Origin of the sequence: Lysobacter sp. 1R34A (genome assembly GCF_051217035.1) — a bacterium.
Lineage (GTDB): Bacteria > Pseudomonadota > Gammaproteobacteria > Xanthomonadales > Xanthomonadaceae > Lysobacter.
Genome location: NZ_JBPKJP010000058.1, coordinates 1 through 26,631, shown reverse-complemented (window position 1 = coordinate 26,631; position 26,631 = coordinate 1). Strand labels below are relative to the sequence as shown.

Here is a 26,631-nt window from a genome sequence, read left to right as displayed (position 1 = left end):
CGCGGCGTGCCCACGAGCGGCGCCGGCGAGGGCGGATCGGCGCGGTGCAGCCAGGCCGCGGCGACGGTCAACACCAGCCACGGCAGGCTCAGCCAGACGAAGGCGTCGTTGCCGAGCCGGTCCAGCAACCAACCGTAGCTCGCCGCGACGATCAGGAACCCGACCGAGCCCCACATGCGGATCTTGCCGTAGTCGTGATTGCGCGTGCCCAACGCATTGAGGGTCATCGCCTCGAACTGCGGCATGATCGCGTTGAAGCACAGCGCGAACGCGCCCATCACCACGAACAGCATCGTGCCGCCGTCGAAGCGCGCGAACCCGGCGAACATCGCCAGGGACAGCACGCAGCCCGCGACCAGCCAATACCCCGGCTTCGGGCTGCGCGCCACCTGCCGTGCCCAGGTCGGCGGCGCCAGGATGCGCCCGCCGTACCACAGCGCCAGCATCGCCCCGACTGCGTACCCGCCGTGCCCGTTGGCGCTGACCCAACGCCCGATATAGGGCGTATACGCCCCGAGCATGCCGAAATAGCCGAGATAGAACAGGGCGTAACGGCGGAATTCGGCGGTGGACAAGTCGGGCTCGGCAAGGCGCGGCGGATAGCGCTCACGATACCGGAAGGGCGACGGGATTCGAGCGCCGCGGGCTGCCGATTTATGGAGGTTTTTGTGTATCGGCCAAGCGACCGGATAGGCGCTGCGATGCGGATGGGCAGTCGATCTCGTCGCGACCGGCGACTGTGCCTGGCTCGGAGCGACTTGTGCTGCTCCGAGGGCGGCCGCGAGGCAGTCAGCGGTTGCCGGTTGCCGTGAAGATCTTGGAGTTGCAGTTGCAGTTGCCATGGCTGTAGCTGTGCGCCGCATCGCGCGAGCGAAGGCAATCGAAGACCCGGAGGGCGGCCTGCATGGATGTAGGCCGTTTTTCATCGGGACAGGGATGTCCCGTATGAAAAATCGCCGCGGAAGCAACGATCGTGCGGGCCCTTGATTCAAAGAAAAACACTTTTCTTTGGTTACCTTTCTTTTGTTGCTTATGACAAAAGAAAGTAACCCGCCGCTTTAGTGGCGGAAGCTTTGGGTTTGATCTTGATGTTGATCTATTGAACGAGAGATGCGCCGCAAGACCGTCCCAACGATGTCCCGGCTTGCGCCGCTCCTACCCTGGCGAAAGCGCGCCGCTTCGATGGACGGCATTGGCATTGTGGCCTCGGGGCGTCCCGTGGTCGCGGCTCGCGCCGCTCCTACAGGGGCAAGGCTCGCGGCGACACGCTGGTGCGGCTCCAGGGTAGGAGCGGCGCAAGCCGCGACCGCGCCGTGTCCGGTCGCAGCGTCACCGGCCGTGAGGCTGTGAAGCCCACATCAAGAGCAAAGCTTCCGCCCCCTAAAGGGTGCGGGTAACTTTCTTTTGTCCAAAGCAACAAAAGAAAGTCACCAAAGAAAAGTGCTTCTTCCTGCAAGGGCACAAGCCCGCGCGATCGAAGCCGACGCAGGGATGCTCCAGACAGGCCATCCATGGCCTGCTTGCGCACGGCCCGCATCCCTGCGGGCCGCCCTCCGGGTCTTCAATTGACCGGCAAAGCAGCAAAGCAGATCAAAATCTCAGCAACAGCAACAGCAACAACTGACGGGTTGCGGCTGCTCTTGGGTAGGAGCGGCGCAAGCCGCGACCGCGTGACCACATGCGCCGGCGCGACCACCACCGGCGCGAAGAACCCGAACCTCAGAACTCCAGATCCAGCGCCGCACACAGATAATCGGTAAACGGCGCCAAGCCGGCCAGGTCCTTCTCCAGGGTCTTCAACAACCGCGGCCCGGTCATGGTTTCGTCGTCGATCGCGCGCAGGGCGACGAAATTCTTGCGCCGCAGGTCGTCGGCGAATTCGAAGTCGGCCGGGAAGCCGCGCGGGGCGCGGGTCAGCATTTCGCTGTCGTCGAGGTCGTAGCGTTTGCGGAACTTCGGGTCGTGCGCGGCGGCTTTCCAACTGCCCGGGTTGTCGAGCACGAAGTGACGGATCTTGCGCAGCGAGTCGGGCTGCGGATGCCACACGCCGGAGGCGATGAAGCAATTGCCGCCTTCCAGGTGGATGTAGAACGAAGGCGCCTCGATCTGGCGGCCGCGCTCGTGGAACAAGCGCGCGCCCTGGTGGGTCTTGTACGGCGCCTTGTCGTTGGCGAAGCGAGTGTCGCGCTGGATGCGGAACAGCGAGCCGCCGACGTTCTTCGGCTCGGAGCGGTAATGTGGGCTGACTTCGGCCAGGACCGGCTGCAGGTCGGTCAGCAGGCTCAGGAACGGGCCGCGCACATGGCTCTCGAAATCGGCCTTGTGGGCGTGGAACCATTCGCGGTTGTTGTGTCGCGCCAGCGAACGCAGGAACTTGAAGCTGGCTTCGGAAAAATAGCGGCTCATGCGGCGGCTCTTCGGCGGGGGCTCGTAGCGAGGATGGGCAGTATCGCAGGGCGGGCTTCAGGCCGGCGTCGACGGCGCCGGGGAGGGCCTCAAGCCGGCGTCTATCGCGCAGGCCCAGGCTTCGAGCCGGTCCAGCAGCGCCTGCTTGCCGCCATCGGGGCCGGCCAGCGCGCGGGTCTGGGCCAGTTCGGCGCGGAAACGCTCGAAGCTGTATTCCGACAGGCCGGCCTCGTCGTACAGACGGCGCCGCCGATAGTCGTCCCAGCGTTCGCGCTCTTGTGCGTTCAGGGTCTGCGGCCAATTGCGGGCGCGATAGCGGAACAGCAGTTCCGGCAGGCGGGCATCGCGGAAATCGAAAACGGCCTGGGCCAGCGCCTGCGGCGGCGTGGTCCGCACCTGGCGGAACAAGCGTTTGTCGCCGTCGCCTATGAAGGCGTCGTACAGCGAGGCGTCGACGTCGGAAGGTTCGCGGGCGCGGTCGTTGGCGTAGACGCGGCGGACTTTCTCGACCAGCTCGGGGCCGGCCTCGCGGATCTGCGCGGCGCGGTACTCGGCCTGGGCCGGGTCGATGCACAGGCGCTCGAAATCGGCCGGACGCAGATGGTTCCAGGCGATCAACGCCGGGCACCGGTTCAGATGCACTTCTTTCAGCGCGACGCGTTCCTCGCCTTCGGGCAGGTCGGCGGCCGGCGTGTACAGGCGGTCGGCGATCTCGTCCGGAGCCAGCCTCAGCAGCGCAGCCGGGTCCTGGGCCAGGTCGAACACCAGCACGCGATTGTCGATGCGCGGATGCCGCGCCAGTGGTATGACCGGCGCCGCGCACAGGCGGCTGGCCGGATAGCGCTGGGATACGTGCAGGGCCGGGGTCATCGCGATGGTGTCGAGCAAGGTCGCGGCGAAGCGCTTGTCGCGCAGGCGCAGGGCGTATTCCCACAGCTTCGGCTGCGCGGTCTTAAACTTGCGCGCGATGCCGATCAGGGCGCGCACGTCCGACAGCGCTTCGTGGGCATCGCCCTCGCGCACGCCGTTGGCTTCGGCGAGGTGCTCGAGCTTGAACGAGGTGGTGCCGTCTTCGCGCTGCGGCCAGACCACGCCGTCGGGACGCAGCGCGTGCGCCAGGCGCATCACGTCCAGCAGGTCCCAGCGGCTGTTGCCGCCGCGCCACTCGCGTTCGTAGGGGTCGTAGAAATTGCGGAACAGGCCGTAGCGGACGAACTCGTCGTCGAAGCGCAGCGAGTTGTAGCCGGCGCTGCAGGTCTCGGGCCGCGACATCTCCTCGGAGATCAGGGCGAAGATCTCGGCTTCGCTGACGCCGTCGCGCAAGGCGTCCTGCGGCGCGATTCCGGTGATCAGGGTCGCCACCGGCGAGGGCAGCAGGTCGTCGGCGGGTTTGACGAACACGCTGATCGGTTCGTCGATCGGGTTCAGGTCGGCGTCGGTTCGGATCGCCGCGAACTGGGCGATGCGGGTCGTGCGCGGGTCGGCGCCGAAGGTTTCGAGGTCGTAGAACAGAAAACTGGCGGGCATGGCATCAATCGTCCGCGGGCAGCGGCGACAGGCGCTCGCGCACCAGCGCGTCGACCGTCGGCCAATCGAGGCTGGCCAGGCTGTCGTGGCCGCGGGTCAGTTCGACCAGCAACTCGCGTTGCTGCAGGCCGCGCGCATAGGCGACTTCGTAGGGCATGCGGTGGAAAGTCACCATCGCGTAGCGCGGCATGAAACGGTCGGGATGGCGCTCGGCGAGCTCGTGTTCGAGCGCGCGTTGCAGCAGGTAATCGTCGTTGTCGACGCGGTCGCGCATCTCCAGATAGTTCTCCAGCGCCATCGCCTGGATCGCGCGCGCGCTCGGCAGCCGCTCGGCCTGGAACGCGGCGAAGGCCGCGGCGCGGTCGTCGTCGGCGAGCAGGCGCTCGGCCAGGGCGACGCAGTCCTCGAAGGCGCAGTTCATGCCCTGGCCGTGGAACGGCACCATCGCATGGGCGGCGTCGCCGAGCAGCACCGCGCGGTCGTCCAGGTGCCAGCGGTCGAGGTACAAGGTGGCGAGCAGGCCGGCCGGGTTGCGCTCGAAATCCTGTTCGAGCTGCGGGATCAAGGGCAGCGCATCGGCGAAGTCGCGCTCGAACAGGGCGCGCGCGTCGGCGCCATTGCGCACGGTCTCGAAGCTCGGCTCGCCTTCGTTCGGCAGGAACAGGGTGACGGTGAAGGTGCGTTCGTCGTTCGGCAGGGCGATGCACATGTAGCGGCCGCGCGGCCAGATGTGCAAGGCGTTCGGCTCGATGCTGAAACCGCCGTCGGGCGAGGGCGGGATCTCCAGTTCCTTGTAGGAGTGACCGAGGAACTCGGTGCGTTCGCCCAGTTCGACCGCCTGCTTCATCGCTCCGCGCAGAGCCGAGCCGGCGCCGTCGGCGCCGACCAGGCTGTCGAACACGATCTCGTGCGCGCTGTCGTCGCGGTCGTCGTGGAATACCGCCAGACGGCGTTCGAAATCGACCGACTGCAGGCCGCGGTGGAAGTGCAGCTGAGCGCCGGCGTCTTCGGCGATCTGCAGCAGGATCAGGTTCAACTCGCCGCGATGCACCGACCAGATCACTTCGCTGTCGTCGCGCCCGTAGCGCTGCAGGTCGGTGCGGCCGTCGAGGAAATGCACCATGCGCCCGCGCATCATTACTGCTTGCGCCATCACCGCCTCGTCGGCCCCGGCCAGGCGCAGCGCATGGCGGCCGCGCTCGGCCAGGGCGAGGTTGATCGAACGCCCGCCCTGATAGCCCTTCAGGCGCGGGTCGCCGCGCTTCTCGTAGACATCGACCTCCCAGCCGCGCCGCGCCAGCAAGGTGGCGAGCAGCGCGCCGGCCAAGCCGGCGCCGATGATGGTGATGTGTTTGGGGTATATGTTTGCGTTCAAGCGGCGAGTCCCATGGCGAGTCGCGCGAGGAGGGGCAGGGAGCCGTGGATCTTCACACCGTCATTCCCGCGAAGGCGGGAATCCAGAGGCTTCAGCTGGTACCCGCGATGTCCTGCCATAAGTCGCGCCATTCCGGATTGTTCTCTTCGATCAGTCGGATCTTCCATTCGCGGTTCCATTTCTTTATTTTCTTCTCGCGTTGAATGGCGTTTTCCATGGTCTCGTGCTGTTCGTACCAAACCAGTCGATCGAAGCCATAGCGTTCGGTGAAGCCTTGTGCCAGGTGCTCGCGATGTTGCCATACGCGTTGGATCAGGTCGCTCGTAACGCCGGTATACAAGGTGCCGCGTTTCGCGCTTGCAAGGAGGTACACGGCGGGCGACCTGGACACTTCAACCTCACTTTGGATTCCCGCCTTCGCGGGAATGACGGTAGGAGGGTTCGCCAGACCTGAGTGGATCTACGTGGGACGAAGCCTGGATCAAGCGCCCCTCCAGCTTTCCACTGCCTGGGCGAAGCGCAGCACGTCGGCGTGGGTGTTGTACAAGGGCGCCGGCGAGATCCGGATCACGTCGGGTTCGCGCCAGTCGCCGAGCACGCCGTTGCCGGCGAGGTAGTCGAACAGGTCGCGGCCGGCGGCGCGGCCGCTGAGGCCGCGGCCGCCGATCACTCGCAGCGACAACTGGCAACCGCGCTGTGCCGGGTCGGACGGGGTGACGATGTCGAGGGTGTCGGCGAGGCGTTCGCGGATCAGGCTTTCCAGATAACCGGTCAGGCGCAGGGACTTCTCGCGCAAGGCGCGCATGCCGACCCGGTCGAACAGGTCCAGCGATGCGCGCAACGGAGCGAGGCCCAGGATCGGCGGGTTGCTGAGCTGCCAGCCTTCGGCGCCCGCGGTCGGAACGAAGTCCGGGCCCATGCGGAAGCGGGTCGAGGTTTCGTGGCCCCACCAGCCGGCGAAGCGCGGACGTTCGCTGCGGGCGTGGCGTTCGTGGACGAAGCAGCCGGCGACCGCGCCCGGGCCGGAGTTCAGGTATTTGTAGTGGCACCACACCGCGAAATCGACGCCGCTGTCGTGCAACTGCAGTTCGAGGTTGCCGACGCCGTGGGCGAGGTCGAAGCCGCATACCGCGCCCTGGGCCTGCGCCAGGCGCACGATCGCCGGCAGGTCGAAGGCCTGGCCGCTGCGGTACTGCACGCCGGGCCATAGCACCAGGGCCAGGCGCGGGCCGTGCTCGGCGATGGCGCGCTCGATCGTCGCCATCGAGATCAGGCCGCCGGGTTCGTCGGGCTCGACTTCGATCAGGTCGGTGGCCGGGTCGAAACCGTGAAAGGCGATCTGCGAGGCGACGGCGTAGCGGTCGGACGGAAACGAGCCGGCCTCGATCAGGATCGCCGGGCGCTCGCGGGTCGGCCGGTAGAAGCTGACCATCATCAGGTGCAGGTTGGCGGTCAGCGAGTTCATCGCGATCACCTCGCCGGGCTGCGCGCCGACCAGGCGCGCGAGCGGGTCGCGCACCAGTTCGTGATAGGGCATCCACTGCGCCTGGCCGGTGAAGTGGCCTTCGACCGCTTCCATCGCCCACTTGTCCAGCACCTCCTCGACGTGCGCGCGGGCGCCGCGCGGCTGCAGGCCGAGCGAGTTGCCGACGAAGTAGGCCTGCTCCCGGTCGCCGTGGCGCGGAATCAGGAATTCGCCGCGCAGGCTCGGCAGCGGGTCGGCGGCGTCGAGCGCGGCGGCATGAGCGGGGGACGACAGATCGGTCACGGGAAAGGCCTGGAAACGTAGATCGGTGAGGAGGGGCGAGGGGGCGGACGTACTGCGCAGGCCCTCACTCGAAGCGCGACTTCGACAGCCCCAGCCATTCCAGCGCGGTGCCGTGATACAGCCGCGCCTGGTCGGCGGGCGGGAGATCGAGCGAGGCGATGCCGGCGCCGGGCGTCTGCTCGCCGAGCGGGAACGGGTAGTCGGTGCCGAGCATCACCCGCGACACGCCGCAGGTGTCGAGCAGGTATTCGAGCGCGCGCGGGTCGGCGACCCAGGAATCGAAATAGAACTGGTTCAGGTAATCGCGCGGGTTGCGCGGGTTGTCGGTCGCGACCAGGTCCGGGCGCATGTTGAAGCCGTGTTCGATGCGGCCGATGGTGTAGGGAAAACTGCCGCCGCCGTGGGCCAGGCAGATCTTCAGCTTCGGCAGGCGTTCGAGCACGCCGCCGAACACCAGGCAGCAGGCCGCGCGCGATTGCTCGGCCGGCATGCCGACCAGCCACGGCAGCCAGTACTTCGGCATGCTCGGCGTGCCCATCATGTCCCAGGGATGGACCAGGATCGCCGCGCCGAGGTCGCTGGCCGCCTGGAAGAACTCGAACAATTCCGGCGCGTCGAGGTTCCAGTCGTTGACGTGGCTGCCGATCTGGCAACCCTGCAGGCCGAGCTGGTCCATGCAGCGTTCGAGTTCCTGCACCGCCAGGCGCGGCGACTGCAGCGGCACCGTGCCGATGCCGGCGTAATGGCGCGGATAGTCGCGACAGGCCTGGGCCATGTGATCGTTGAGCGCCTGGTGCAGGTCGAGCGCCTGGTTGGCCTTGGCCCAGTAGCTGAACATCACCGGCACGGTGCTGATGACCTGCACCTGCACGCCGAAGCGGGCGTAATCGTCGATGCGCTCCTGCGGGTCCCAGGTCTTGGACCAGATCTCGCGGAAGAACTTGCCGTCTTTGTAGATGCGATGGCGGCCGTCGTCGGTGTGGTGGATCACCGGGAAGCGCTCGTCGCCGTATTTGCGCGCCAGGTCGGGCCAGTCGCGCGGCAGGTAGTGAGCGTGGGTGTCGATCTTGAGCATCGTCGCCTCAGGTGTCGGGCATGACGTAGCGGCCCGGCGCCGGGTTCAGATGGCCGCAGTCCGTGCAGGTCCGATGTTCGCGCGAGGAATAGAAACGCTCGAACACCGGCGGGAAGTCGGCTTCGATGTCGTGCAGATGGAAGAACTCTTCGTACAGCTTGTGGTTGCAGCGTTCGCAGTACCACATCAGGCCGTCGTCTTCGTGGGCCAGGCGCTTGCGTTCGATGACCAGGCCGACCGAGTCGGGCATGCGCTGCGGCGAATGCGGCACGCGCGGCGGCAGCAGGAAGGTTTCGCCGGCGCGGATCGGGATGTCGCGCACGGCCCCATCCTCCTGGATCCGCAGGACCATCTCGCCTTCGAGCTGGTAGAACCACTCCGGGCCTTCGTCCCAGTGGTAGTCGGTGCGCTGGTTAGGACCGCCCACCACCATGACGATGAAGTCGCCCGCGTAAATCACCTTGTTGCCGACCGGCGGCTTGAGCAGGTGCCGGTGTTCGTCGATCCACTGGCTGAGGTTGATCGGTCCAGGAAGCATTCACGTGCCCTCGGGCGGTGCGCCGGCCCGCGACGAGGCGAAGGCGGCGATGCATTTGAGTTCGATGGCGATCGGCGTCGGCAGCGCGGCGATGCCGAGCGTGGTCCGGCACGGGGCGCGTTCCAGGTCCGGGAAGTACTCGGCCCAGACCGCGTTGTAGGCGGCGAAGTCGCGGTCCATGTCGGTCAGGTAGACGGTGACGTCGACCAGGTCGTCCCAGCCGGCGCCGCTGGCTTCGAGCACGGCGCGGACGTTGGCGAACACCGAGCGGCACTGCAGTTCGATGTCGTAGGCGATCAGCCGGCCGTCGGCGTCGTGGACGTTGCCGGGGATCGCGTTGCTGGCGGCGTCGCGCGGGCCGATCCCGGACAGGAACAGCAAGTCCCCGACCCGGCGCGCATGCGGGTACAGGCCGACCGGCCGCGGCGCCTTGGGGGCGCTGATGCCGCCGCCGCTCATCGCGGCGAACCGCCGTGGGTCGAATGCACCGTGGCGACGGCGCGGTCGTAGGTGTCCTGCAGGGCCTCGAAGCTGTCGACGTTCATGCCGGTGTCGTGGACGCGGCCGTTGCGCAGGCTGTAGACCCAGCCGTGCACGGCGAGCGGCTGCTGGCGCGCCCAGGCGTCGCGGACGATGGTGGTCATGCTGACGTTCTGCACCTGCTCGATCACGTTGAGCTCGCACAGGCGGTCGTGGCGCTCCTCGGCGTGGGCCTGCGAGATGCAGGCCACGTGCTTGTCGGCGACGTCGCCGACGTGGCGGATCCAGTTGTCGGCCAGGCCCAGGCGCTGGCCGTGCAGGGCCGCGTGCACGCCGCCGCAGCCGTAGTGGCCGACCACGAGGATGTGCTTGACCTTGAGCACGTCGACCGCGAACTGGATCACCGACAGGCAGTTGAGATCGGTATGGACCACGACGTTGGCGATGTTGCGATGGACGAAGACCTCGCCCGGGGCCATGTCGATGATCTGGTTGGCCGGCACGCGCGAGTCCGAGCAGCCGATCCACAGGTATTCGGGCGCCTGCTGGCGCGAGAGGCGGGCGAAGAATTCAGGGTCTTCGGCGCTGATGCGCTCGGACCATTCGCGGTTTCGTTCGAGCAGGTCGTGCAACGGGGTCATACAACGGTCATCCCAGGTGAAGGCCGACGTTCTTGGCGTCGGTGAAGAAACGCATGGCCTCGGCGCCGCCTTCGCGGCCGAGGCCGGACGCGCCGACGCCGCCGAACGGCGTGCGCAGGTCGCGTTGCAGCCAGGTGTTGATCCAGACCATGCCGACGCGCAACTGCGCGGCGAGGCGGTGGGCGCGATTGAGATCGCGGGTCCACACCGAGGCCGACAGGCCGTAGTCGCCCGCATTGGCCAGGGCCAGCGCTTGAGCCTCGTCGTCGAAGGCCTGCAGGGTCGCGACCGGGCCGAAGATCTCCTCGCGGTTGCTGGCGCAATCCGGGCCGAGGCCTTCGATCACCGTCGGCGCCACATACCAGCCCGGCCGGTCCAGCGCATGGCCGCCGCACAGCACCCGGCCGCCTTCGTCCCGCGCGCGCTCGAGCGCGGCCAGGACCTTGTCGTAGTGCGCCTGCGACACCAGCGGGCCGAGCGCGGTGCTCTCTTCGGCGGGTTCGCCGATCTTCAGCGCCTGCGCGCGTTCGACCAGAGCGTCGCGGACTTCCTCGTAGATCGAACGCTCGATCAGCACCCGCGAACCGCACAGGCAGATCTGCCCGGAATTCTGGAACGCCGAGCGCACCAGGGTGTCGAGGTGCGCGCGCCAGTCGCTGTCGGCGAACACCAGGGTCGGGTTCTTGCCTCCGAGCTCCAGCGAGACCTTGCGCAGCAGCGGCGCGGCGATGCCGGCGATGCGCCGGCCGACCGCGGTGCTGCCGGTGAACGAGATCGCGCGCACCGCCGGGTGCCGGACCAGGTTTTCGCCGACCTCCGGGCCCAGGCCGTGGACGATGTTGAGCACGCCCTGCGGAAAGCCGATCTGAGCGGCCAGTTCGCCGAGCAGGCTGGCGGTGGCCGGGGTCACCTCGGAGGGTTTGGCGACCACCGTGTTGCCGGCCGCAAGCGCGGGGGCGATCTTCCAGGTGAACAGGTAAAGCGGCAGGTTCCACGGCGAGATCGTCGCGACCACGCCGAGCGGGGCGCGCAGGGTGTAGTTGAGCCCGGCCTGGCCGTGGTGGGACTCGCTGGCGAACTGGGTCGCGGCATGGGCGAAGAAGCGCAGGTTGGAGACCGCGCGCGGGATCTCGGCCTCGCGGGCGAGCCGGATCGGCTTGCCGGCGTCGCGCGACTCGGCGCGGGCGAAGTCCTCCAGGCGCCCCTCGAGGGCGCCGGCCAGGGCTTCGAGCCAGCGCGCACGTTCGCTGTGCGGCAGCGCCGACCAGGCCGGGAACGCGGCCTGGGCCGCGGCGACCGCGAGCTCGACGTCGGCGGCGTCGCCGGCCGCGACCTGCGCATACGCTTGCGCATTGGCGGGGTCGTGGACATCGAGCCAACGACCGCCGGCCGCATCGCGCGCCTGGCCGTCGATCCAGTGCCGGAATCTGTGCATGCGCCAAGCTTAACGCGTGGGCGCGGCAGCGCCCATAGCAAGGGGTGGCGGCGGGTCGCGTTTCCGTGACGGCGTGGGTCGACAGCCGCGTGCGTGCCGGGATGGGCGCAGCGTTCGCAGTCCGGGGTGACGTGCGCTTGGGGGGCTTCGCGAACGAGCGAGCGTCGGCGACTTTGCCGATCCGGTCCGTGGGCGCGCGGCCATGACCAAAGTCATGCATGACTGTTGGCCCAGATGCACTGCAGCAAAACTCGTCCGGCGCATTCGCGACGACCGGCGCGTACGCGCGGCAGGGCAGGCGAATTACCGCGAAATGAGACGATCGGTGCGCTCTGCGTCCCGCTTCGACCGCCTCGGTCGTCGCGACCACGGCCTCGCCGGTCACTGCCTCCCGGCACTTGACTGCCCGCGCGCGCGCTGCGCACATTCCGAGAGGTGACTTTCATCCATGCCTTGCGGCGGCATCCAGCACTGCCGATCGGGCCCACAACGGCGGAAACAATCTCGTGGATAGACGTAACTTCCTGACCATGTCGGGGCTCGGCATCGCCGGGCTGATGATTCCCTACGGCAGCGCGATCGCCGCCGAAGCCCTGTTGACGCCGCTGGACGTGGCCAAGAAGAAGGTGCTCGCCGACACCGCGCTGACCGCGGCGAAGGGCGCGGGCGCGACCTACTGCGACGTGCGTATCGGTCGCTACCTGCGCCAGTTCGTCATCACCCGCGAGGACAAGGTCCAGAACGTGGTCAACACCGAGTCGACCGGCATCGGCATCCGTGTGCTGGTCAACGGCGCCTGGGGCTTCGCCGCGACCAACCAACTGGACGCCAAGAGCGTGGCGCAGGCCGCGCAGCAGGCCGCCGCCATCGCCCGCGCGAACTCCATGACCCAGACCCAGCCGGTGGTGCTGGCCAAGACTCCGGGTGTCGGCGAGGTGGCGTGGAAGACGCCGATCCGCAAGAACGCCATGGAAGTGCCGATCAAGGACAAGGTCGAGCTGCTGCTCGGCGTCAATGCCGCCGCGGTCAAGGCCGGCGCCGACTTCGTCAACTCGATGCTGTTCCTGGTCAACGAGCAGAAGTATTTCGCCTCGACCGACGGCTCCTACATCGACCAGGACGTGCACCGGATCTGGGCGCCGATGACGATCACCGCGATCGACAAGGCCAGCGGCAAGTTCCGCACCCGCGAGGGCCTGTCCTCGCCGATGGGCATGGGCTTCGAGTACCTCGACGGCGTCGCCTCGGGCAAGACCGTCTCGCCGAACGGCGTGGTCAACTACAGCAACTCGTACGACATGCTCGAAGACGCGGTCGCCGCGGCCAAGCAGGCTCGGCAGAAGCTCACCGCGCCGTCGGTCAAGCCGGGCAAGTACGACCTGGTGCTGGACCCCTCGCACACCTGGCTGACCATCCACGAATCGATCGGCCACCCGCTCGAACTCGACCGCGTGCTCGGCTACGAGGCCAATTTCGCCGGCACCAGCTTCGCCACCGTCGACAAGCTCAAGAGCGCCTTCAAGTACGGCAGCGACCAGGTCACGGTGTTCGCCGACAAGACCCAGCCCGGCAGCCTCGGCGCGGTCGGCTACGACGACGAGGGCGTCAAGACCAAGCGCTGGAACCTGATCAAGGACGGCATCCTGGTCGACTACCAGACCATCCGCGACCAGGCCCACATCCTCGGCAAGAGCGAGTCCGACGGCTGCTGCTACGCCGACTCCTGGTCGAGCGTGCAGTTCCAGCGCATGGCCAACGTGTCGTTGGCGCCGGGCAAGAACAAGCTCAGCGTCGCCGACATGATCAAGGACGTCGAGAACGGCATCTACATCGTCGGCGACGGCTCGTTCTCGATCGACCAGCAGCGCTACAACGCCCAGTTCGGCGGCCAGCTGTTCTACGAGATCAAGAACGGCAAGATCACCGGCATGCTCGAAGACGTGGCCTACCAGATCCGCACCCCGGAATTCTGGAACTCCTGCGTCGCGGTCTGCGACGAAAGCGACTACCGCCTCGGCGGCTCGTTCTTCGACGGCAAGGGCCAGCCGGGCCAGGTCTCGGCGGTCTCGCACGGTTCCAGCACGGCGCGCTTCAACGGCGTCAACGTCATCAACACCGCCCGCAAGCTCGGCTGACCGGCGCAGGAGAATCCACCCATGAGCATCTTCACCGAAGCCGAAGCCAAGGCCATTCTCGACAAGGTCATGGCACTGTCCAAGGCCGACGAGTGCACCGCGACCCTGACCGGTTCGATCGCCGGCAACATCCGCTTCGCCCTCAACAACGTGTCCACCAGCGGCATCGTCAGCAACAGCAACCTGGCCGTACAGTCGGCCTTCGGCAACCGCGTCGGCAGCGCCAGCATCAACGAGTTCGACGATGCCGCGCTCGAACGCGTGGTCCGCCGCGCCGAAGACCTGGCCCGGTTGGCGCCGGAAAACCCGGAGTTCATGCCGGCGATCGACAAGCAGGACTACAAGCCGAGCCCGACCTTCAGCGCCTCGACCGCGGCGATCACCCCCGAGTTCCGCGCCCAGGTCGCGGCCGACTCGATCGCGCCGTGCCGCGCCGACAAGCTGACCGCCGCCGGTTTCCTCGAAGACGGCCAGAGCTTCGTCGCGGTGGCCAACAGCAAGGGCAACTTCGGCTACCAGCAGGCGACCAACTTCGATTACACCTGCACCGTGCGCACCGACGACGGCCGCGGTTCCGGCTGGGTCGGGCGCAACCTCAAGGACGCCAGCGAGTTCAAGGCCGACAACGAAGTGCGCATCGCCATGCGCAAGGCCACCGAGTCGGCCGAGGCCAAGGCGCTGGAGCCGGGCAAGTACACGGTGATCCTCGAACCGGCCGCGGCCGCCGGGCTGATCTCGTTCATGATGAATTTCTTCGATGCGCGCCAGGCCGACGAAGGACGCAGCTTCCTGTCGAAGAAGGGCGGCGGCAACAAGCTCGGCGAGCAGGTCTACGACCCGCGAGTCAACATCAGCGCCGACCCCTGGGACCCGCGCGCGCCGGTGCTGCCGTGGGACGCGCAGGGCCTGGCGCGCGAGAAGATGTCGGTGGTCGAGAACGGCAAGGTCGCCGCGCTCGACTACTCGCGCTTCTGGGCCAAGAAGCAGGGCAAGCGCGCGGTCGGCGCGCCCGGTAACCTGCTCATGGCCGGCGGCGACAAGTCCACCGCCGAGCTGATCAAAGGCACCCAGAAGGGCATCCTGGTCACCCGCACCTGGTACATCCGCATGGTCGACCCGCAGACCGTGCTGCTGACCGGGCTGACCCGCGACGGCACCTTCTACATCGAGAACGGCGTGATCAAGCACCCGGTGAAGAACTTCCGCTTCAACGAGTCGCCGGTGATCATGCTCAACAACATCGAGGAGCTCGGCCGGCCGGTGCGCGTGGCCGGCGACGAGTCGACGTTCGTGATGATGATCCCGCCGATGAAACTGCGCGACTTCACTTTCACCTCGTTGTCGGACGCGGTCTGAGCCGTTCTTGAGGGGCGGCGCGCCGGCGACCCGGTGCGCGCCGCCCCTGGGTTCGCTGCCACAGCGTTCCTTCCGCCGTCCGCCCAGTGACCCCGCCGACCCGAGCCGCCCGATGCAACGACGCGATTTCCTCAGTTTCACCGGCCTGGGCCTGGCCGGCCTGGCGCTGCCATACGGCCGCGCGATCGCCGCCGAGGCCTTGCTGGAACCGGCCGACCTCGCGCGCCGGCGGCGCCTGGCCGACACCGCCTTGAACGCCGCGCGCGAGGGCGGGGCGGATTACTGCGACGTGCGCATCGGCCGCTACCTGCGCCAATCGGTGGTGACCCGCGAAGCGCAGGTGCGCAACATCGTCAACGGCGAGTCCGCCGGGGTCGGCATCCGCGTGCTGAGCCGGGGCGCCTGGGGCTTCGCCGCCACCGACACGTCCACGCCGGACGCGGTCGCGGCGGCCACCCGCCAGGCGCTCGCGATCGCCCGCGCCAATGCGCGTATACAGACGCGCAAGGTCGAACTGGCGCCGGTCGCCGGCGTCGGCGAGGTGCGTTGGGCCACGCCGCTGCGCAAGAACGCGATGGCGGTCCCAATCAAGGACAAGGTCGAGTTGCTGCTCGGCGTCAACGCCGCCGCGCTCAAGGCCGGCGCCGACTACGTCAATTCGACCCTGTTCGTGATCAACGAGCAGAAGTATTTCGCCTCCACCGACGGCAGCTATATCGACCAGGACATCCACCGCATCTGGCTGCCGCTGACCGCGACCGCGGTCGACAAGGCCAGCGGCAAGTTCCGCACCCGCGACGGCCTGTCGGCGCCGATGGGCATGGGCTACGAATACCTCGACGCCGATCCGGCCGGCAAGGTCGCGCTGCCCGGCGGCCTGACCGGCTACGGCCGTTCCTACGATGTGATGGAAGACGCCGTCGCCGCGGCGAAGCACGCCCGCGCCAAGCTCAAGGCGCCGTCGGTCAAGCCGGGCAAGTACGACCTGGTGCTGGACCCGTCCAATCTGTTCCTGACCATCCACGAGAACGTCGGCCACCCGCTCGAACTCGACCGCGTGCTCGGCTACGAGGCCAATTACGCCGGCACCAGCTTCGCCACCCTCGACAAGCGCGATCAGGGCTATCGCTACGGCAGCGAGGTGGTCAACTTCGTCGCCGACAAGACCCGTCCCGGCAGTCTCGGCGCGGTCGGCTACGACGACGAAGGCGTCAAGACCCGCGAATGGGACCTGATCCGCGACGGCATCCTGGTCGACTACCAGGCCACCCGCGACGAGGCCCATCTGCTCGGCCACAAGCACTCGCACGGCTGCAGCTATGCCGATTCCTGGTCGAGCGTGCAGTTCCAGCGCATGGCCAACGTCTCGCTGAAGCCCGGCAAGCAGCCGCTGACGGTGGCCGAGATGGTCAAGGGCGTCGAGCGCGGCCTGTACGTACACGGCCGCGGTTCGTATTCGATCGACCAGCAGCGCTACAACGCCCAGTTCGGCGGCCAGTTGTTCTACGAGGTCAAGAACGGCCAGGTGGTCGGCCTGGTCGAGGACGCGGCTTACCAGATACGCACCCCGGAATTCTGGAACGCCTGCGTGGCGGTCTGCGACGAACGCGATTTCCGCCTCGGCGGTTCGTTCTTCGACGGCAAGGGCCAGCCGAGCCAGGTCTCGGCGGTCTCGCACGGGTCGAGCACGACGCGCTTCAACGGCGTCAACATCATCAACACCGCGCGTGCGTTGTAGCCGATGAGGTCGAGGCAGGGCATGTTCGTCTCGGGTCCGCGGATCGACGCAGGCAGGGCGCGGTGAATCGGGCGCAGTTCCTGCGGCTGATGCTCGGCGGCGCCGCCGGCGCCTGGCTGGCGCACTCGCCGTTGGCGCGGGCCGCCCGCGCCGACTACGACTTCTGGTTCACCCGGCTCAAGTACGACTCGGGCGACTGGGATGTCGACCAGCGCATGCCGGCGAACCTGATCACCTCGCTGATCGACTACACCAACCTGCGGGTCGATCCGAAGGAACACGTGCTGGCCCTGGCCGACCCGAAGGTACTCGGCGCCCCGTTCTGCTACCTGGCCGGGCACAAGCTGGTCGAGTTCAACCCCGACGAGCGCCGCAATTTCGAGCGCTACGTGCGCAACGGCGGCTTCGTCTTCGTCGACGACTGCAACCACGACATCGACGGCCTGTTCGCCAAGTCCTTCGAGGAACAGATGGCGAAGATCTTCGGCGCCAAGGCCCTGCGCCGTTTGCCGAAGAACCACGCCCTGTATCGCAGCTTCTTCGTCTTCGACGGCCCGCCGGCGACCGGCTTCGAACTCAACGGCTGGGGCGACGATCTGGTTCACGACTATCTGCAGGGCATCGAGATCGACGGCCGCCTCGGCGTGCTGTACAGCAACAAGGACTACGGCTGCGAATGGGATTACGACTGGCGCAACAAACGTTTCCTGGCCGAGGACAACACCAAGTTCGCGGTCAATATCGTGATGTATGCGTTGAACTCTTGAGGCTCGGGACTCGGGACTCGGGACTTGGGACTCGGGAATTGGGACTCGGGACTCGGGACTCGGGAATCGGGAATCGGGAATCGGGAATCGGCAGCGCGCGTGATGATGTGCGTGCTTGCTGTTGCCCCCTTTGACAAAGGGGGCGGCGACCGCGCAGCGGATGCGGGGGATTTGCTGTTGCTGTTGTGGTTGCTTGCTTGAAGAACGCGGAGCGAATCTGCACTGGCTTTCGGGACGATCTTAATGAACACGAACGTGGCAACCGGCGGCAACGAAACCGAACTGAAGGCGCAGCTCGATCGTCTCGGCGCGCTGCGCGAGGCGATCGCCCAGGCGATCGTCGGCCAGCACGAAGTGGTCGAGCAATTGCTGATCGGTCTGCTGGCCGGCGGCCACTGCCTGCTCGAAGGCGTGCCCGGCCTCGGCAAGACCCTGCTGGTGCGCTCGCTCGGGCAGGCGCTGGAACTGCAGTTCCGGCGGGTGCAGTTCACCCCCGACCTGATGCCCAGCGACATCCTCGGCACCGAGCTGCTCGAGGAGGACCACGGCACCGGCCACCGCCATTTCCGTTTCCAGCCCGGGCCGATCTTCACCCACCTGCTGCTCGCCGACGAACTCAACCGCACCCCGCCGAAGACCCAGGCCGCCTTGCTCGAGGCGATGCAGGAGCGCACGGTCAGCTATGCCGGCGTGACTCATGCGCTGCCGGCGCCGTTCTTCGTGCTGGCGACCCAGAACCCGCTCGAACAGGCCGGCACTTATCCCTTGCCGGAAGCGCAGTTGGACCGTTTCCTGCTGCATATCCGCGTCGGTTATCCGAGCGAGCGCGAAGAGCACGACATCCTGTTGCAGACCACCGGCACCCGCAGCGCCGAGGTGCCGCGGGTGATGGGCGGGGAGGAAATGATCGCGCTGCAGTCGCGGGTGCGCGAAGTGCACCTGGGCGAGGACCTGCTGGTCTGGATCACCCGGCTGGTGCGCGCGAGCCGGCCCGACGAAAGCGCCTTGCCGGAAGTGCGGCAGTGGGTGAAATGGGGCGCCGGTCCGCGTGCCGGGCAATCGCTGGTGCTGGCGGCGAAGGCGAGGGCGCTGCTGCACGGGCGCTACGCCGCGACCCGCGATGACATCGTCGCCCTGGCCGCGCCGGTCATGCGTCACCGTCTGCTGCTGTCGTTCGCCGCCGAGGCCGAGTTCAAGAGCGCCGACGACGTGATCGCCGCCTTGCTGCGCGGCGTGCCGTTCCCGGGCGCCTGAGCGCGTTCGCCGAGGCCTCGTGAAGGACTTCATTCCCCCGGCGGTGCGGGCGCGGCTGCGCAGCCTGCGGTTGTCGTCGCGGCGCGCGGTCGGCAACCACGGCATCGGCCTGCACAACAGCCGCAGCCGCGGCGCCGGCCTCGAGTTCGCCCAGTACCGCGCCTACGAGCCCGGCGACGAGCTGCGCCAGGTCGACTGGAAGCTGTATGCGCGCTCGGACCGTTTCTTCGTGCGCGAAGCCGAACGCGAAAGCCCGCTCGCGGTCTGGCTGTTGATCGACGCCAGCGCGTCGATGAACCAGCACGATGCGGCGCGCCCCGACTGGTCGCGGCTGGACGCCGCCAAGGCGCTGGCCGCCTGCGTCGCCGAACTGGCGCTGCGCCAAGGCGATCGCTTCGGGCTGATCGCGCTGCGCGACGACGGCGTGCGCCTGATCGCGCCGGCAACCGGCGCGCGCCAGCGCGACCGCTTGTGGCTGGAACTGCACGGCCTATCGGCGCAGGGCGCCTGGCCGCGTGCGCAACGCCTGCGGCCGCTGTGGGAACGCATCGCCGCCGGCGACCTGGTGCTGATGATCGGCGACGGTTTCGACGACGGCACCGATGAGGGCGCCGTCGCGGTCGCCGAGCGGCTCGCATCGGCGCGGCGCGAGGTGGCGAACATCCGCATTCTGACCGCGGAGGAGCGCGACTTCCCGTTCCGCGGCGGTTACCGGTTCCGCGACCCCGAGACCGGCGAGGAATTGCTCGGCGACGGCGCCGCCTTGCGCGACGGGTTCCTCGACCGGTTCGCCGCCGCGCGCAGGGCGCTCGACGCCCGCCTCGATGCCTGCGGCATCCGCCACACCGAGTACGTGCTCGACGAGGCGCTCGATCTGCCGCTGCGGCGCTTGTTCGGCGCCCGCGACCTGGCGGAGCGGGCGTGAACCTGAGCCTGCTGCTGCCCGCCGCGCTGGCTGCCCTGGCGGCCCTGATCCTGCCGTTGCTGATCCATCTGGCGCGGCGCAGCGAACAACGTCCGACCGATTTCGCCGCCCTGCGCTGGCTGCGCCAGCGGCCCAAGCCGCGTCACCGCATCCGCTTCGACGAATGGCCGTTGTTGCTGCTGCGCCTGTTGCTGTTGGCCTTGCTCGCACTGTGGCTGGCGAGGCCGGTGCTGTTCGGCGCCGAGAGTGCGCGGCCGTGGATCGTGGTCGCGCCCGGCGCCGATGCGCAGGTCGCGCGCGCTCGAGCGGACGCCACGAATGCGCGCTTGCATTGGCTCGCGCCGGGTTTTCCGCGTCTGGACGCCGCCGCACCGCCGCCGCCCGCGCCGCTGTCGAGCCTGCTGCGCGAACTCGATGCCGACCTGCCGGCCGCGACCGTACTGAGCGTATTCGTGCCCGAGCGCATGAGCGGTGCCGACGGCCAGCGGCCGCAGTTGTCCCGGCCGGTCGAATGGCGCGTGCTGCCCGGCACGACGCCGGCTGCGACCCCGATCCGCGAGATCGTCACGCCGTCGCCGGCGATCCGATACGCCGCCGATCGCGCCACGGCCCTGCCGTATCTGCGTGCCGCGATCGAGGCCTGGCGCGATCCGGCGGTACCGGACCCATCGAGGCAGGCCCCATCGAAGCAGGATTCAGTCGCGCCGAGCACTCAAGCCCTGCCGTCCCAGAGCCGCGAGCTGATCTGGCTGGTGCCCGGCGCGGTGCCTGCGCAGGTGCGCGAGTTCGCCCGCAACGGCGGTCGCGTGCTGCTCGATGCCGGCAGCGGCTGGCCAAGCGATGCCGCCTCGCCGCGTGCACCGTTGTGGCGCGACGCGTCCGGCGCGGTGCTGGCCGAAGGCGTCGCCTTCGGCCGCGGCCGGCTGATGCGGCTGACCCGCGCGGTGACCCCGCAGGCCATGCCGGAATTGCTCGAGCCCGGCTTTCCGCGGCGTTTGCGCGAGTTGTTCGCGCCGAGCCTTCCGGCACCGGCGTGGGTTTCGGCGAAGGCACATGCGCCGGCGACCGGCGGCGCGGCGTATGCCTTGCCGCCGCGCGATCTGCGCCTGTGGTGGGCGCTGCTGATCGCGTTGGTGTTCGTGTGCGAACGTTGGCTGGCGACGCGCGCACGACGTGGGGCGACGCCATGACGGCGGCGACGATCCTCGCGAACGCCTTGGGTTCGGCGCGCCGCCGGCGCGCTTCGGACCTGATGCTGCAGTGGCTGCCGTGGGCCGCGGCCGGCGCGGCCTTGGCCTGGCGTCTGCTGGGGGCCCTGGCGGCGGTGTCGCTGGCGGTCGTGCTGTGCACGGCGTTCGCCGCCTTCGCATGGCGCAGGGCCCGGCGCCTCGATCAGGCCTGGCTCGCGCGTCGCCTCAACACCACCCGCGACGACATGGACGACAGCGCCGATCTGTTGTTCGCGGCGGGCGAAGGCTTGAACGGCCTGCAGCGTCTGCAGCAAGCGCGCTTGCGCGAACGCATCGAAACCGCGAACGGTCCCGAGCTGCGCCCGGTCTGGTCGACGCACCGCATCGGCCTGTCTGGCTTCGCCGGCGCCGCAGCCTTGGCCGCCATCCTGCTATGGCCGGGCCGGTCCCGGGATGAGCACGATCTCGAAGCCTTGTCGCCGGCGCCGCAGCTCGCCGCCCTGCCGGGCCAGCCGCGCCTGATCGAACAGGGCCTGCGCATCGACCCGCCGGCTTATACGCGCTTGCCGCCGCGCAGCGAGCCCACCCTCGAAGGGCGCGTGCCCGAGAACGCGCGCTTGCGCTGGAACCTGCGTTTCGAACCGCAGCCGACGGCGGTCGAGCTGGTCTTCCACGACGGTCCGCGCTTGCCGCTCGCCCGCCAGGCCGACGGGCGCTGGAGCGCCGAACGCGTACTGGCCAAGCCGGCCCTGTATCGGATCGTCGCCGCCGGCGCGGCGCAGGCGCAGATGCGACGTCTGTACCGGCTCGACGTCAGCGCCGACCGTGCTCCGCAACTGCGGGTGCTCGAACCCGACCGCGGCCTGAGCCTGATGAGCGCGGGCCAGCGCAGCTGGCCGCTGGAGTTCGTGGCCAGCGACGATTACGGCCTGGCCGCGAATGCGCAGTTGCGCATCACCCTGGCCCAGGGCAGCGGCGAGAACATCACCTTCCGAGAGCAACGCCTGAGCCTGCGCGGCACCGGCACCGCGACCGACAAACGCTATGCGCAACGCCTCGACCTGGCCAGCCTCGGCTTCGCGAGCGGCGACGACCTGATCGTCCAGCTCAGCGTCGAGGACAACCGTTCGCCGAAGCCGCAGACCGCGTCGAGCCCGAGCTTGATCCTGCGCTGGCCGGCCGACCTCGGCAGCGAGGCGACCGGCCTGGACGGCATGGTCAAGACCACCTTGCCGGCATATTTCCGCAGCCAGCGCCAGATCATCATCGACGCCGAAGCCTTGATCGCACAGCGGCGCAAGCTCGACGAGCCCAGGTTCGTCGAGCGCTCCGATGCGATCGGCGTCGACCAGCGCCTGCTGCGCCTGCGCTACGGCCAGTTCCTCGGCGAAGAGTCCGAAGGCGCGCCGCAGTTGCCGACCAACGACCGCGACGAAGCCGAACCGCACGACGCGCATGCGGGCGAGGGCAAGGGCCAGGGCGAGAGTGCACCCGAGGCCGACGAACACGACGAGCATGCGCATGCGGCGAAGCCGGCGGCGCCGACTTTCGGCGAGGAAGGCTCGGTGCTGGAGCAGTTCGGCCATACCCACGATCATGCCGAGGCGGCGACCCTGCTCGACCCGGACACGCGCAAGCTGCTCAAGGCCGCGCTCGACGAGATGTGGCAGTCGGAACTGCATTTGCGCCAGGGCCATCCGCAGCAGGCGCTGCCCTATGCCTACAGGGCGCTGGGCTTCATCAAGAAGGTGCAGCAGGCCGCCCGCATCTACCTGGCCCGGGTCGGCCCCGAGCTGCCGCCGATCGACGAAAGCCGCCGTTTGAGCGGCGAACGTAAGGGATTGGCGCGACGCGGCGAGCTGCTGGTCGCGGCGAACGCGGCCGATCCCGTGCTCGAATCGCTGTGGCGCGACCTGGAGCCGAGCGCGGGCACGGCTCAGCCCGCGCCGATCGACTACAGCGGCCTGCAACGTTGGCTGCGCGAACACGAATCACGCGTGCCCGATCCCCTGGCCTTCGCCGCCGCCTTCGATGCCTTGCGCAACGAACCCGAATGCCGGCGCTGCCGCGCCGAGTTGCGGCGCCTGCTGTGGCCGCTGCTGACCCGGCCCCCGGCGAGCGTGCCGCGGCGCGCGCAGGGCGACGCCGTCGACCGGCGTTACTTCGAAGCCCTGCAGCAGGAGACGTCGCGATGATCGGCGTCGTCGACCTCGATACCGGGGTCCAAGTTGGCCTGGAAACGCTGATCGCCGCCGTGCTCGGCGCCGCCGCCGTGCTGGGGATGGCGTGCCTGATCTGGCGCCAGTACCGCGGCGGGGCCGGGGCGCGTGCGCGCGGTTGGCGGCTGGGCGTGTTGCTGATCGCGCAACCGCTGATGGCGGCGTTGCTGTATCTCGCGCTGTTGCCGCCGCAGATCCATGACGAACCCGGCACGCTGGTGGTGGCGACCGCCGGTGCGAGCGCGAACGATGGCGCCGCCGCCGGCGAACACCAAGTCGCCTTGCCCGAGGCGCGTACCGTCGGCGACAGCGCACGCGTGCCCGACCTCGCCACGGCGCTGCGCCGCCATCCCGGCACGCATAAGCTGCGGCTGCTCGGCGCCGGCCTGGAACCGCGCGATCGCGACGCGGCTCGCGGCCTGACCATCGAATGGCGAGCGCCAGCGTTGCCGCACGGATTCACCGGTCTGTGGGCGCCGCGCGAGGTCGCCGCCGGTGGCGAGTTCGAGGCGAGCGGTCGGGTCGAAGCGGTGCCGGGCGCAGTCGTCGAATTGCTCGACCCGGGCCTGCAACGCGTCGACCGCTACCCGCTCGCGGCGGACGGCGGCTTCCGCGTCGGCGCCGTCGCGCGCTTGCCGGGAACGGCGACCTTCCGGCTGCGTCTGCGCGATGCGCGCCAGAACATCGTCGAAGAGATCGAACTGCCGCTGTCGGTGATCGCCGATCCGCCACCGCGGGTGCTGATCCTGGCCGGCGCGCCGAATCCCGAGCTGAAGTATCTGCGGCGCTGGGGCGCGGACGCCGGAATCAAGCTGCATACCCAGATCGAGGCCGGCGCCGGCCTGCAGCTCGGCGATGCGCCGCTGAGCCTGAACGCATCGACCCTGGCCGGATTCGATCTCGTGGTGCTCGACGAACGCGTCTGGGACCGGCTCGGCGAATCGCAACGCGGCGCGCTGTTGGGCGCCATGCGCGACGGCCTAGGCGTGCTGCTGCGCATCGGCGGCCCCTTGTCGCCGCGTGCGCGTGCGCAACTGCGGGCGTTGGGCTTCGAACTCGGTGCCGGCGCGGACTCGCTCGACATGCGGGTGCCGCCGATCAGCGCGGACGAAGCGGCGACCCGCGCCCGCATCGGCCCGGGCACGCGCGAGGCACCGCGCTTGCGCGACGAGGCGCTGGCCGAGTTGCCGGTATTGAGCCGGCGCGCGATTTCGATCGAGGCTGCAGGTGCGCACAGCCTGTTGCGCGGAGCCGACGGCCAGGCCTTCGCGACTTGGCGTAACGCCGGCCGCGGCCGGCTCGGCCTATGGACCTTGAGCGACAGTTTCCGTCTGACCCTGGCCGGCCGCGACGACCTGCATGGACAATGGTGGAGCGCCGCGTTTGCGGCGCTGGCGCGGCCCCAACCGAAGCCGATGCTGCGGATCGAAGGAGAGGCGCGCCAGGACCGGCGGATCGTGCTGTGCGGATTGAGCGACGGCGCCTTGGTGCGTACGCCACAGGGCCGGGACATCGCCTTGCTGATCGACCCGGCCAGCGGCAGCGAACGCTGCGCCGGGTTCTGGCCGACCGACCCGGGCTGGCATGCCCTACGCCAGGGCGAGCGCTCGCAACCCTTCGCCGTGCGAGGCCGCGACGAGGCGCCGGGCTTGCGCGCGAGCGAACTGCGCGAGGCGACCTTGCAGTTGATGGCCCAAGCGCAGCAGCTTCCGCTTGAAGCCGCGTCGTCGTCTGCGGGCGCTGCGTCGGCGCGGGCGCAGCGTGGAGCATCGTGGCCGTGGTTCCTGGCCTGGCTGTTCGTCAGCGCCGGGGTGTGGTGGCTGGAGCGTTCGCGACGGGGGCGGATGTCGGTGCCGGCGCAGGTCGTTGCCGGATCGCCGTGAGCCGCGACCGCGGGACGCGCAGCGGCACCAAGGCTTATGTCGTTCCTCGAAGCGGCGTGCTTTCGCCAGGGGGTAGGAGCGGCGCAAGCCGCGACCGCCATGCTCCGATCTCGCGTCGCGCCCGCACCCGGGCTGTCTCTGCTTCCTGTAGGAGCGACGTGAGTCGCGACCACGGGACGCGCAGTGATCACGAGGGCGTCGCCATTCATCGAAGCGGCACACTTTCGCCAGGGTAGGAGCGGCGCAAGCCGCGACATCGCTACGACGGTCTTGCGACGGCTCTCTCTCGTTCAATAGATCAACATCTAGATCAAACCCAGAGCTTCCGCCACTAAAGCGACGGGTCACTTTCTTTTGCCATAAGCAACAAAAGAAAGGTAACCAAAGAAGTTTCTTTTCTTTGAATCAAGGCCCGCACGAGCGATGCCTCCGCGGGGATCTACATACGGGACCTCCCTGTCCCGATGAAAAACGGCCTGCATCCGTGCAGGCCGCCCTCCGGGTCTTCTATGGCCTTCGCTAGTGCGAGGCGACGCACAGCGTAAGACAGAGGCAAAGACAGGCTGGAATCAGAGTGCCTGCGATGCCGCCCTGTAGGAGCGACGTGAGTCGCTACCGCGCAGCCACAAGTTCTTTGCGTCGCGAGACCGTTGCGGCGCGGTCGCGGCTTGCGCCGCTCCTGCCCTAAAGCGGCGAATCTTTGCCTTTGCTGTGAACAGCTTGGCGCAGCACCGAACTGGCGATGCAACCACAGACCCGGAGGGCGGCCCGCAGGGAGGCGGGCCGTGCGCAGCCAGGCCATGGATGGCCTGTGCGGAGCATCCCCGCGTCGGCCTCGCACTTGCGGGCTCTTGATCCGAAACAGAAGGCACTTTTCTTTGGTTACTTTCTTTTGTTGCTTCAGACAAAAGAAAGTGACCCGCCGCTTTAGTGGCGGAAGCTTTGGGTTTGATCTTGATCTTGATCTTGATCTTAATCTTGATCTCGTTCGAGTGAGCGATACGCCGCAAGACCGCTGCAACGATGTCGCGGCTCGCGCCGCTCCTACCCGGCGACGATTCACGCCTTCGATCGTTGACGCAAGCATCGTAGCCTCTGCGCGTCCCGTGGTCGCGGCTCACGCCGCTCTTACGGGGACTCATCCCAGAGGCGATGCGAGCTCGGAGCATGGCGGTCGCGGCTTGCGCCGCTCCTACCCTGGCGAAAGCGCGCCGACCCTACGAACGACAACAGCCGTAATCGACGGGATGCCGCGCTCAAATCGACTGCATGCGCCCGCCATCGACCGCCAGGCTCACGCCGTTGACGTAGGCCGCGGCCGGGGAGCACAGGAAGGCGATGCAGGCGGCGATCTCGGCGGGGGCGGCGAAGCGGTTCGCGGGAACGGTCTTGCGCATGGCCTCGATCACCGCCTCCGGGGTCTGGCCGCTGTTGCGGGCACGGTCGCCGATGATCTGTTCGATGCGCGCGGTCTGGGTGTAGCCGGGCAGCACGTTGTTGACGGTGATCCCGTCGGCGCCGAGTTCGCGCGAAAGGGTCTTGGCCCAGCCGGCGACGGCGCCGCGGACGGTGTTGGACACGCCGAGGCCGACGATGGGTTCCTTGACCGAGGTCGAGATCACGTTGACCACGCGGCCCCACTGCGCCGAACGCATGCCGGGCAGCACCGCGCGCACCAGGGTCTGGTTGGCCAGCAGATGACGCTGGAAGGCGTCGAGGTAGGCGCTGTCGAGCGCGGTATGCGCCTGGCCGCCGGGCGGGCCGCCGGTGTTGTTGACCAGGATCTGCACCGGCTTGCCGGCGGCGAGCGCTTCGACCTGGGCGGCGAGGGCGGCCGTGTCGGCGACGTCGGCGGCGATCCAGCCGTGGGCCTGCGCGCCGCTGCGCGGCAAGGCCTGTGCGACCGCGGCCAGGGCATC

Annotated in this window: 21 protein-coding genes; 9 read left to right on the top strand and 12 right to left on the bottom strand. The window is 68.5% G+C overall.

Annotated elements, in window-relative coordinates; all coding sequences use genetic code 11:
- From ACSAMQ_RS13445 to ACSAMQ_RS13395, 11 genes are all read right to left on the bottom strand, one after another.
- Window positions 1-575 (bottom strand): MFS transporter (locus ACSAMQ_RS13445; RefSeq protein ID WP_435396134.1); only part of this gene is annotated, 575 nt, incomplete at its 3' end.
- 1,144 nt (window positions 576-1,719) lie between these two features.
- Window positions 1,720-2,406, bottom strand: coding sequence for a DUF2461 domain-containing protein (locus ACSAMQ_RS13440; protein WP_435396133.1), 687 nt, complete (start codon window positions 2,404-2,406; stop codon window positions 1,720-1,722).
- A gap of 57 nt (window positions 2,407-2,463) precedes the next feature.
- Window positions 2,464-3,933 (bottom strand): exodeoxyribonuclease I, encoded by a 1,470-nt coding sequence (gene sbcB, locus ACSAMQ_RS13435; protein WP_435396132.1) that lies wholly within the window; start codon window positions 3,931-3,933, stop codon window positions 2,464-2,466.
- Window positions 3,934-3,937: 4 nt separating this feature from the next.
- The gene (locus ACSAMQ_RS13430) at window positions 3,938-5,308 is read right to left on the bottom strand and encodes an FAD-dependent oxidoreductase (RefSeq protein WP_435396131.1); all 1,371 of its coding nucleotides are present in this window, start codon (window positions 5,306-5,308) and stop codon (window positions 3,938-3,940) included.
- 91 nt (window positions 5,309-5,399) lie between these two features.
- Window positions 5,400-5,699 carry a GIY-YIG nuclease family protein gene (locus ACSAMQ_RS13425; protein ID WP_435396130.1) on the bottom strand — a complete coding sequence of 100 codons (300 nt, stop codon included), beginning with the start codon at window positions 5,697-5,699 and terminating at the stop codon, window positions 5,400-5,402.
- Between the two features lie 90 nt (window positions 5,700-5,789).
- Window positions 5,790-7,076 (bottom strand): kynureninase, encoded by a 1,287-nt coding sequence (gene kynU, locus ACSAMQ_RS13420; RefSeq protein ID WP_435396129.1) that lies wholly within the window; start codon window positions 7,074-7,076, stop codon window positions 5,790-5,792.
- Window positions 7,077-7,140: 64 nt separating this feature from the next.
- Window positions 7,141-8,151, bottom strand: a complete 1,011-nt coding sequence (locus tag ACSAMQ_RS13415; protein WP_057917911.1) for an amidohydrolase family protein — start codon at window positions 8,149-8,151, stop codon at window positions 7,141-7,143.
- Between the two features lie 7 nt (window positions 8,152-8,158).
- A complete protein-coding gene (locus ACSAMQ_RS13410) occupies window positions 8,159-8,689 on the bottom strand; it encodes a 3-hydroxyanthranilate 3,4-dioxygenase (protein ID WP_435396128.1) in 531 nt (176 codons plus the stop codon).
- Window positions 8,690-9,148, bottom strand: a complete 459-nt coding sequence (locus tag ACSAMQ_RS13405; RefSeq protein WP_435396127.1) for a RidA family protein — start codon at window positions 9,146-9,148, stop codon at window positions 8,690-8,692. It lies immediately after the preceding gene.
- Window positions 9,145-9,810, bottom strand: a complete 666-nt coding sequence (gene can, locus ACSAMQ_RS13400; RefSeq protein ID WP_435396126.1) for a carbonate dehydratase — start codon at window positions 9,808-9,810, stop codon at window positions 9,145-9,147. The genes ACSAMQ_RS13405 and can overlap by 4 nt, the downstream gene beginning before the upstream one ends.
- Before the next feature lie 7 nt (window positions 9,811-9,817).
- Window positions 9,818-11,245, bottom strand: coding sequence for an aldehyde dehydrogenase (locus ACSAMQ_RS13395; RefSeq protein WP_435396125.1), 1,428 nt, complete (start codon window positions 11,243-11,245; stop codon window positions 9,818-9,820).
- A gap of 506 nt (window positions 11,246-11,751) precedes the next feature.
- Here ACSAMQ_RS13395 and ACSAMQ_RS13390 point away from each other — a divergent pair.
- The 9 genes from ACSAMQ_RS13390 (at window position 11,752) to ACSAMQ_RS13350 (ending at window position 24,712) form a co-directional block, all read left to right on the top strand.
- A complete protein-coding gene (locus tag ACSAMQ_RS13390) occupies window positions 11,752-13,380 on the top strand; it encodes a TldD/PmbA family protein (RefSeq protein WP_435396124.1) in 1,629 nt (542 codons plus the stop codon).
- 21 nt (window positions 13,381-13,401) lie between these two features.
- Complete coding sequence (locus ACSAMQ_RS13385) at window positions 13,402-14,736, top strand: TldD/PmbA family protein (RefSeq protein WP_435396123.1); 1,335 nt, start codon at window positions 13,402-13,404, stop codon at window positions 14,734-14,736.
- 112 nt (window positions 14,737-14,848) lie between these two features.
- Window positions 14,849-16,474, top strand: coding sequence for a TldD/PmbA family protein (locus ACSAMQ_RS13380; protein WP_435396122.1), 1,626 nt, complete (start codon window positions 14,849-14,851; stop codon window positions 16,472-16,474).
- An 89-nt stretch (window positions 16,475-16,563) separates the two neighbouring features.
- Window positions 16,564-17,241 (top strand): DUF4159 domain-containing protein, encoded by a 678-nt coding sequence (locus ACSAMQ_RS13375; protein ID WP_435396135.1) that lies wholly within the window; start codon window positions 16,564-16,566, stop codon window positions 17,239-17,241.
- A 243-nt stretch (window positions 17,242-17,484) separates the two neighbouring features.
- Window positions 17,485-18,495 (top strand): AAA family ATPase, encoded by a 1,011-nt coding sequence (locus ACSAMQ_RS13370; protein WP_435396121.1) that lies wholly within the window; start codon window positions 17,485-17,487, stop codon window positions 18,493-18,495.
- 19 nt (window positions 18,496-18,514) lie between these two features.
- Window positions 18,515-19,420, top strand: coding sequence for a DUF58 domain-containing protein (locus ACSAMQ_RS13365; protein ID WP_435396120.1), 906 nt, complete (start codon window positions 18,515-18,517; stop codon window positions 19,418-19,420).
- Entirely contained in the window at window positions 19,417-20,610 is a 1,194-nt protein-coding gene (locus ACSAMQ_RS13360) for a BatA domain-containing protein (RefSeq protein ID WP_435396119.1), read from the top strand. Before ACSAMQ_RS13365 ends, ACSAMQ_RS13360 begins: the two co-directional genes overlap by 4 nt.
- On the top strand, window positions 20,607-22,805 hold the full coding sequence (locus tag ACSAMQ_RS13355; RefSeq protein ID WP_435396118.1) for a hypothetical protein: 2,199 nt from the start codon (window positions 20,607-20,609) through the stop codon (window positions 22,803-22,805). Before ACSAMQ_RS13360 ends, ACSAMQ_RS13355 begins: the two co-directional genes overlap by 4 nt.
- Window positions 22,802-24,712: a carboxypeptidase regulatory-like domain-containing protein gene (locus ACSAMQ_RS13350; RefSeq protein ID WP_435396117.1), complete on the top strand. Its 1,911-nt coding sequence runs from the start codon at window positions 22,802-22,804 to the stop codon at window positions 24,710-24,712. Before ACSAMQ_RS13355 ends, ACSAMQ_RS13350 begins: the two co-directional genes overlap by 4 nt.
- A gap of 1,256 nt (window positions 24,713-25,968) precedes the next feature.
- Here ACSAMQ_RS13350 and ACSAMQ_RS13345 read toward each other — a convergent pair.
- The coding region (locus tag ACSAMQ_RS13345; RefSeq protein WP_435396116.1) for an SDR family oxidoreductase at window positions 25,969-26,631 on the bottom strand (663 nt) is incomplete at its 5' end.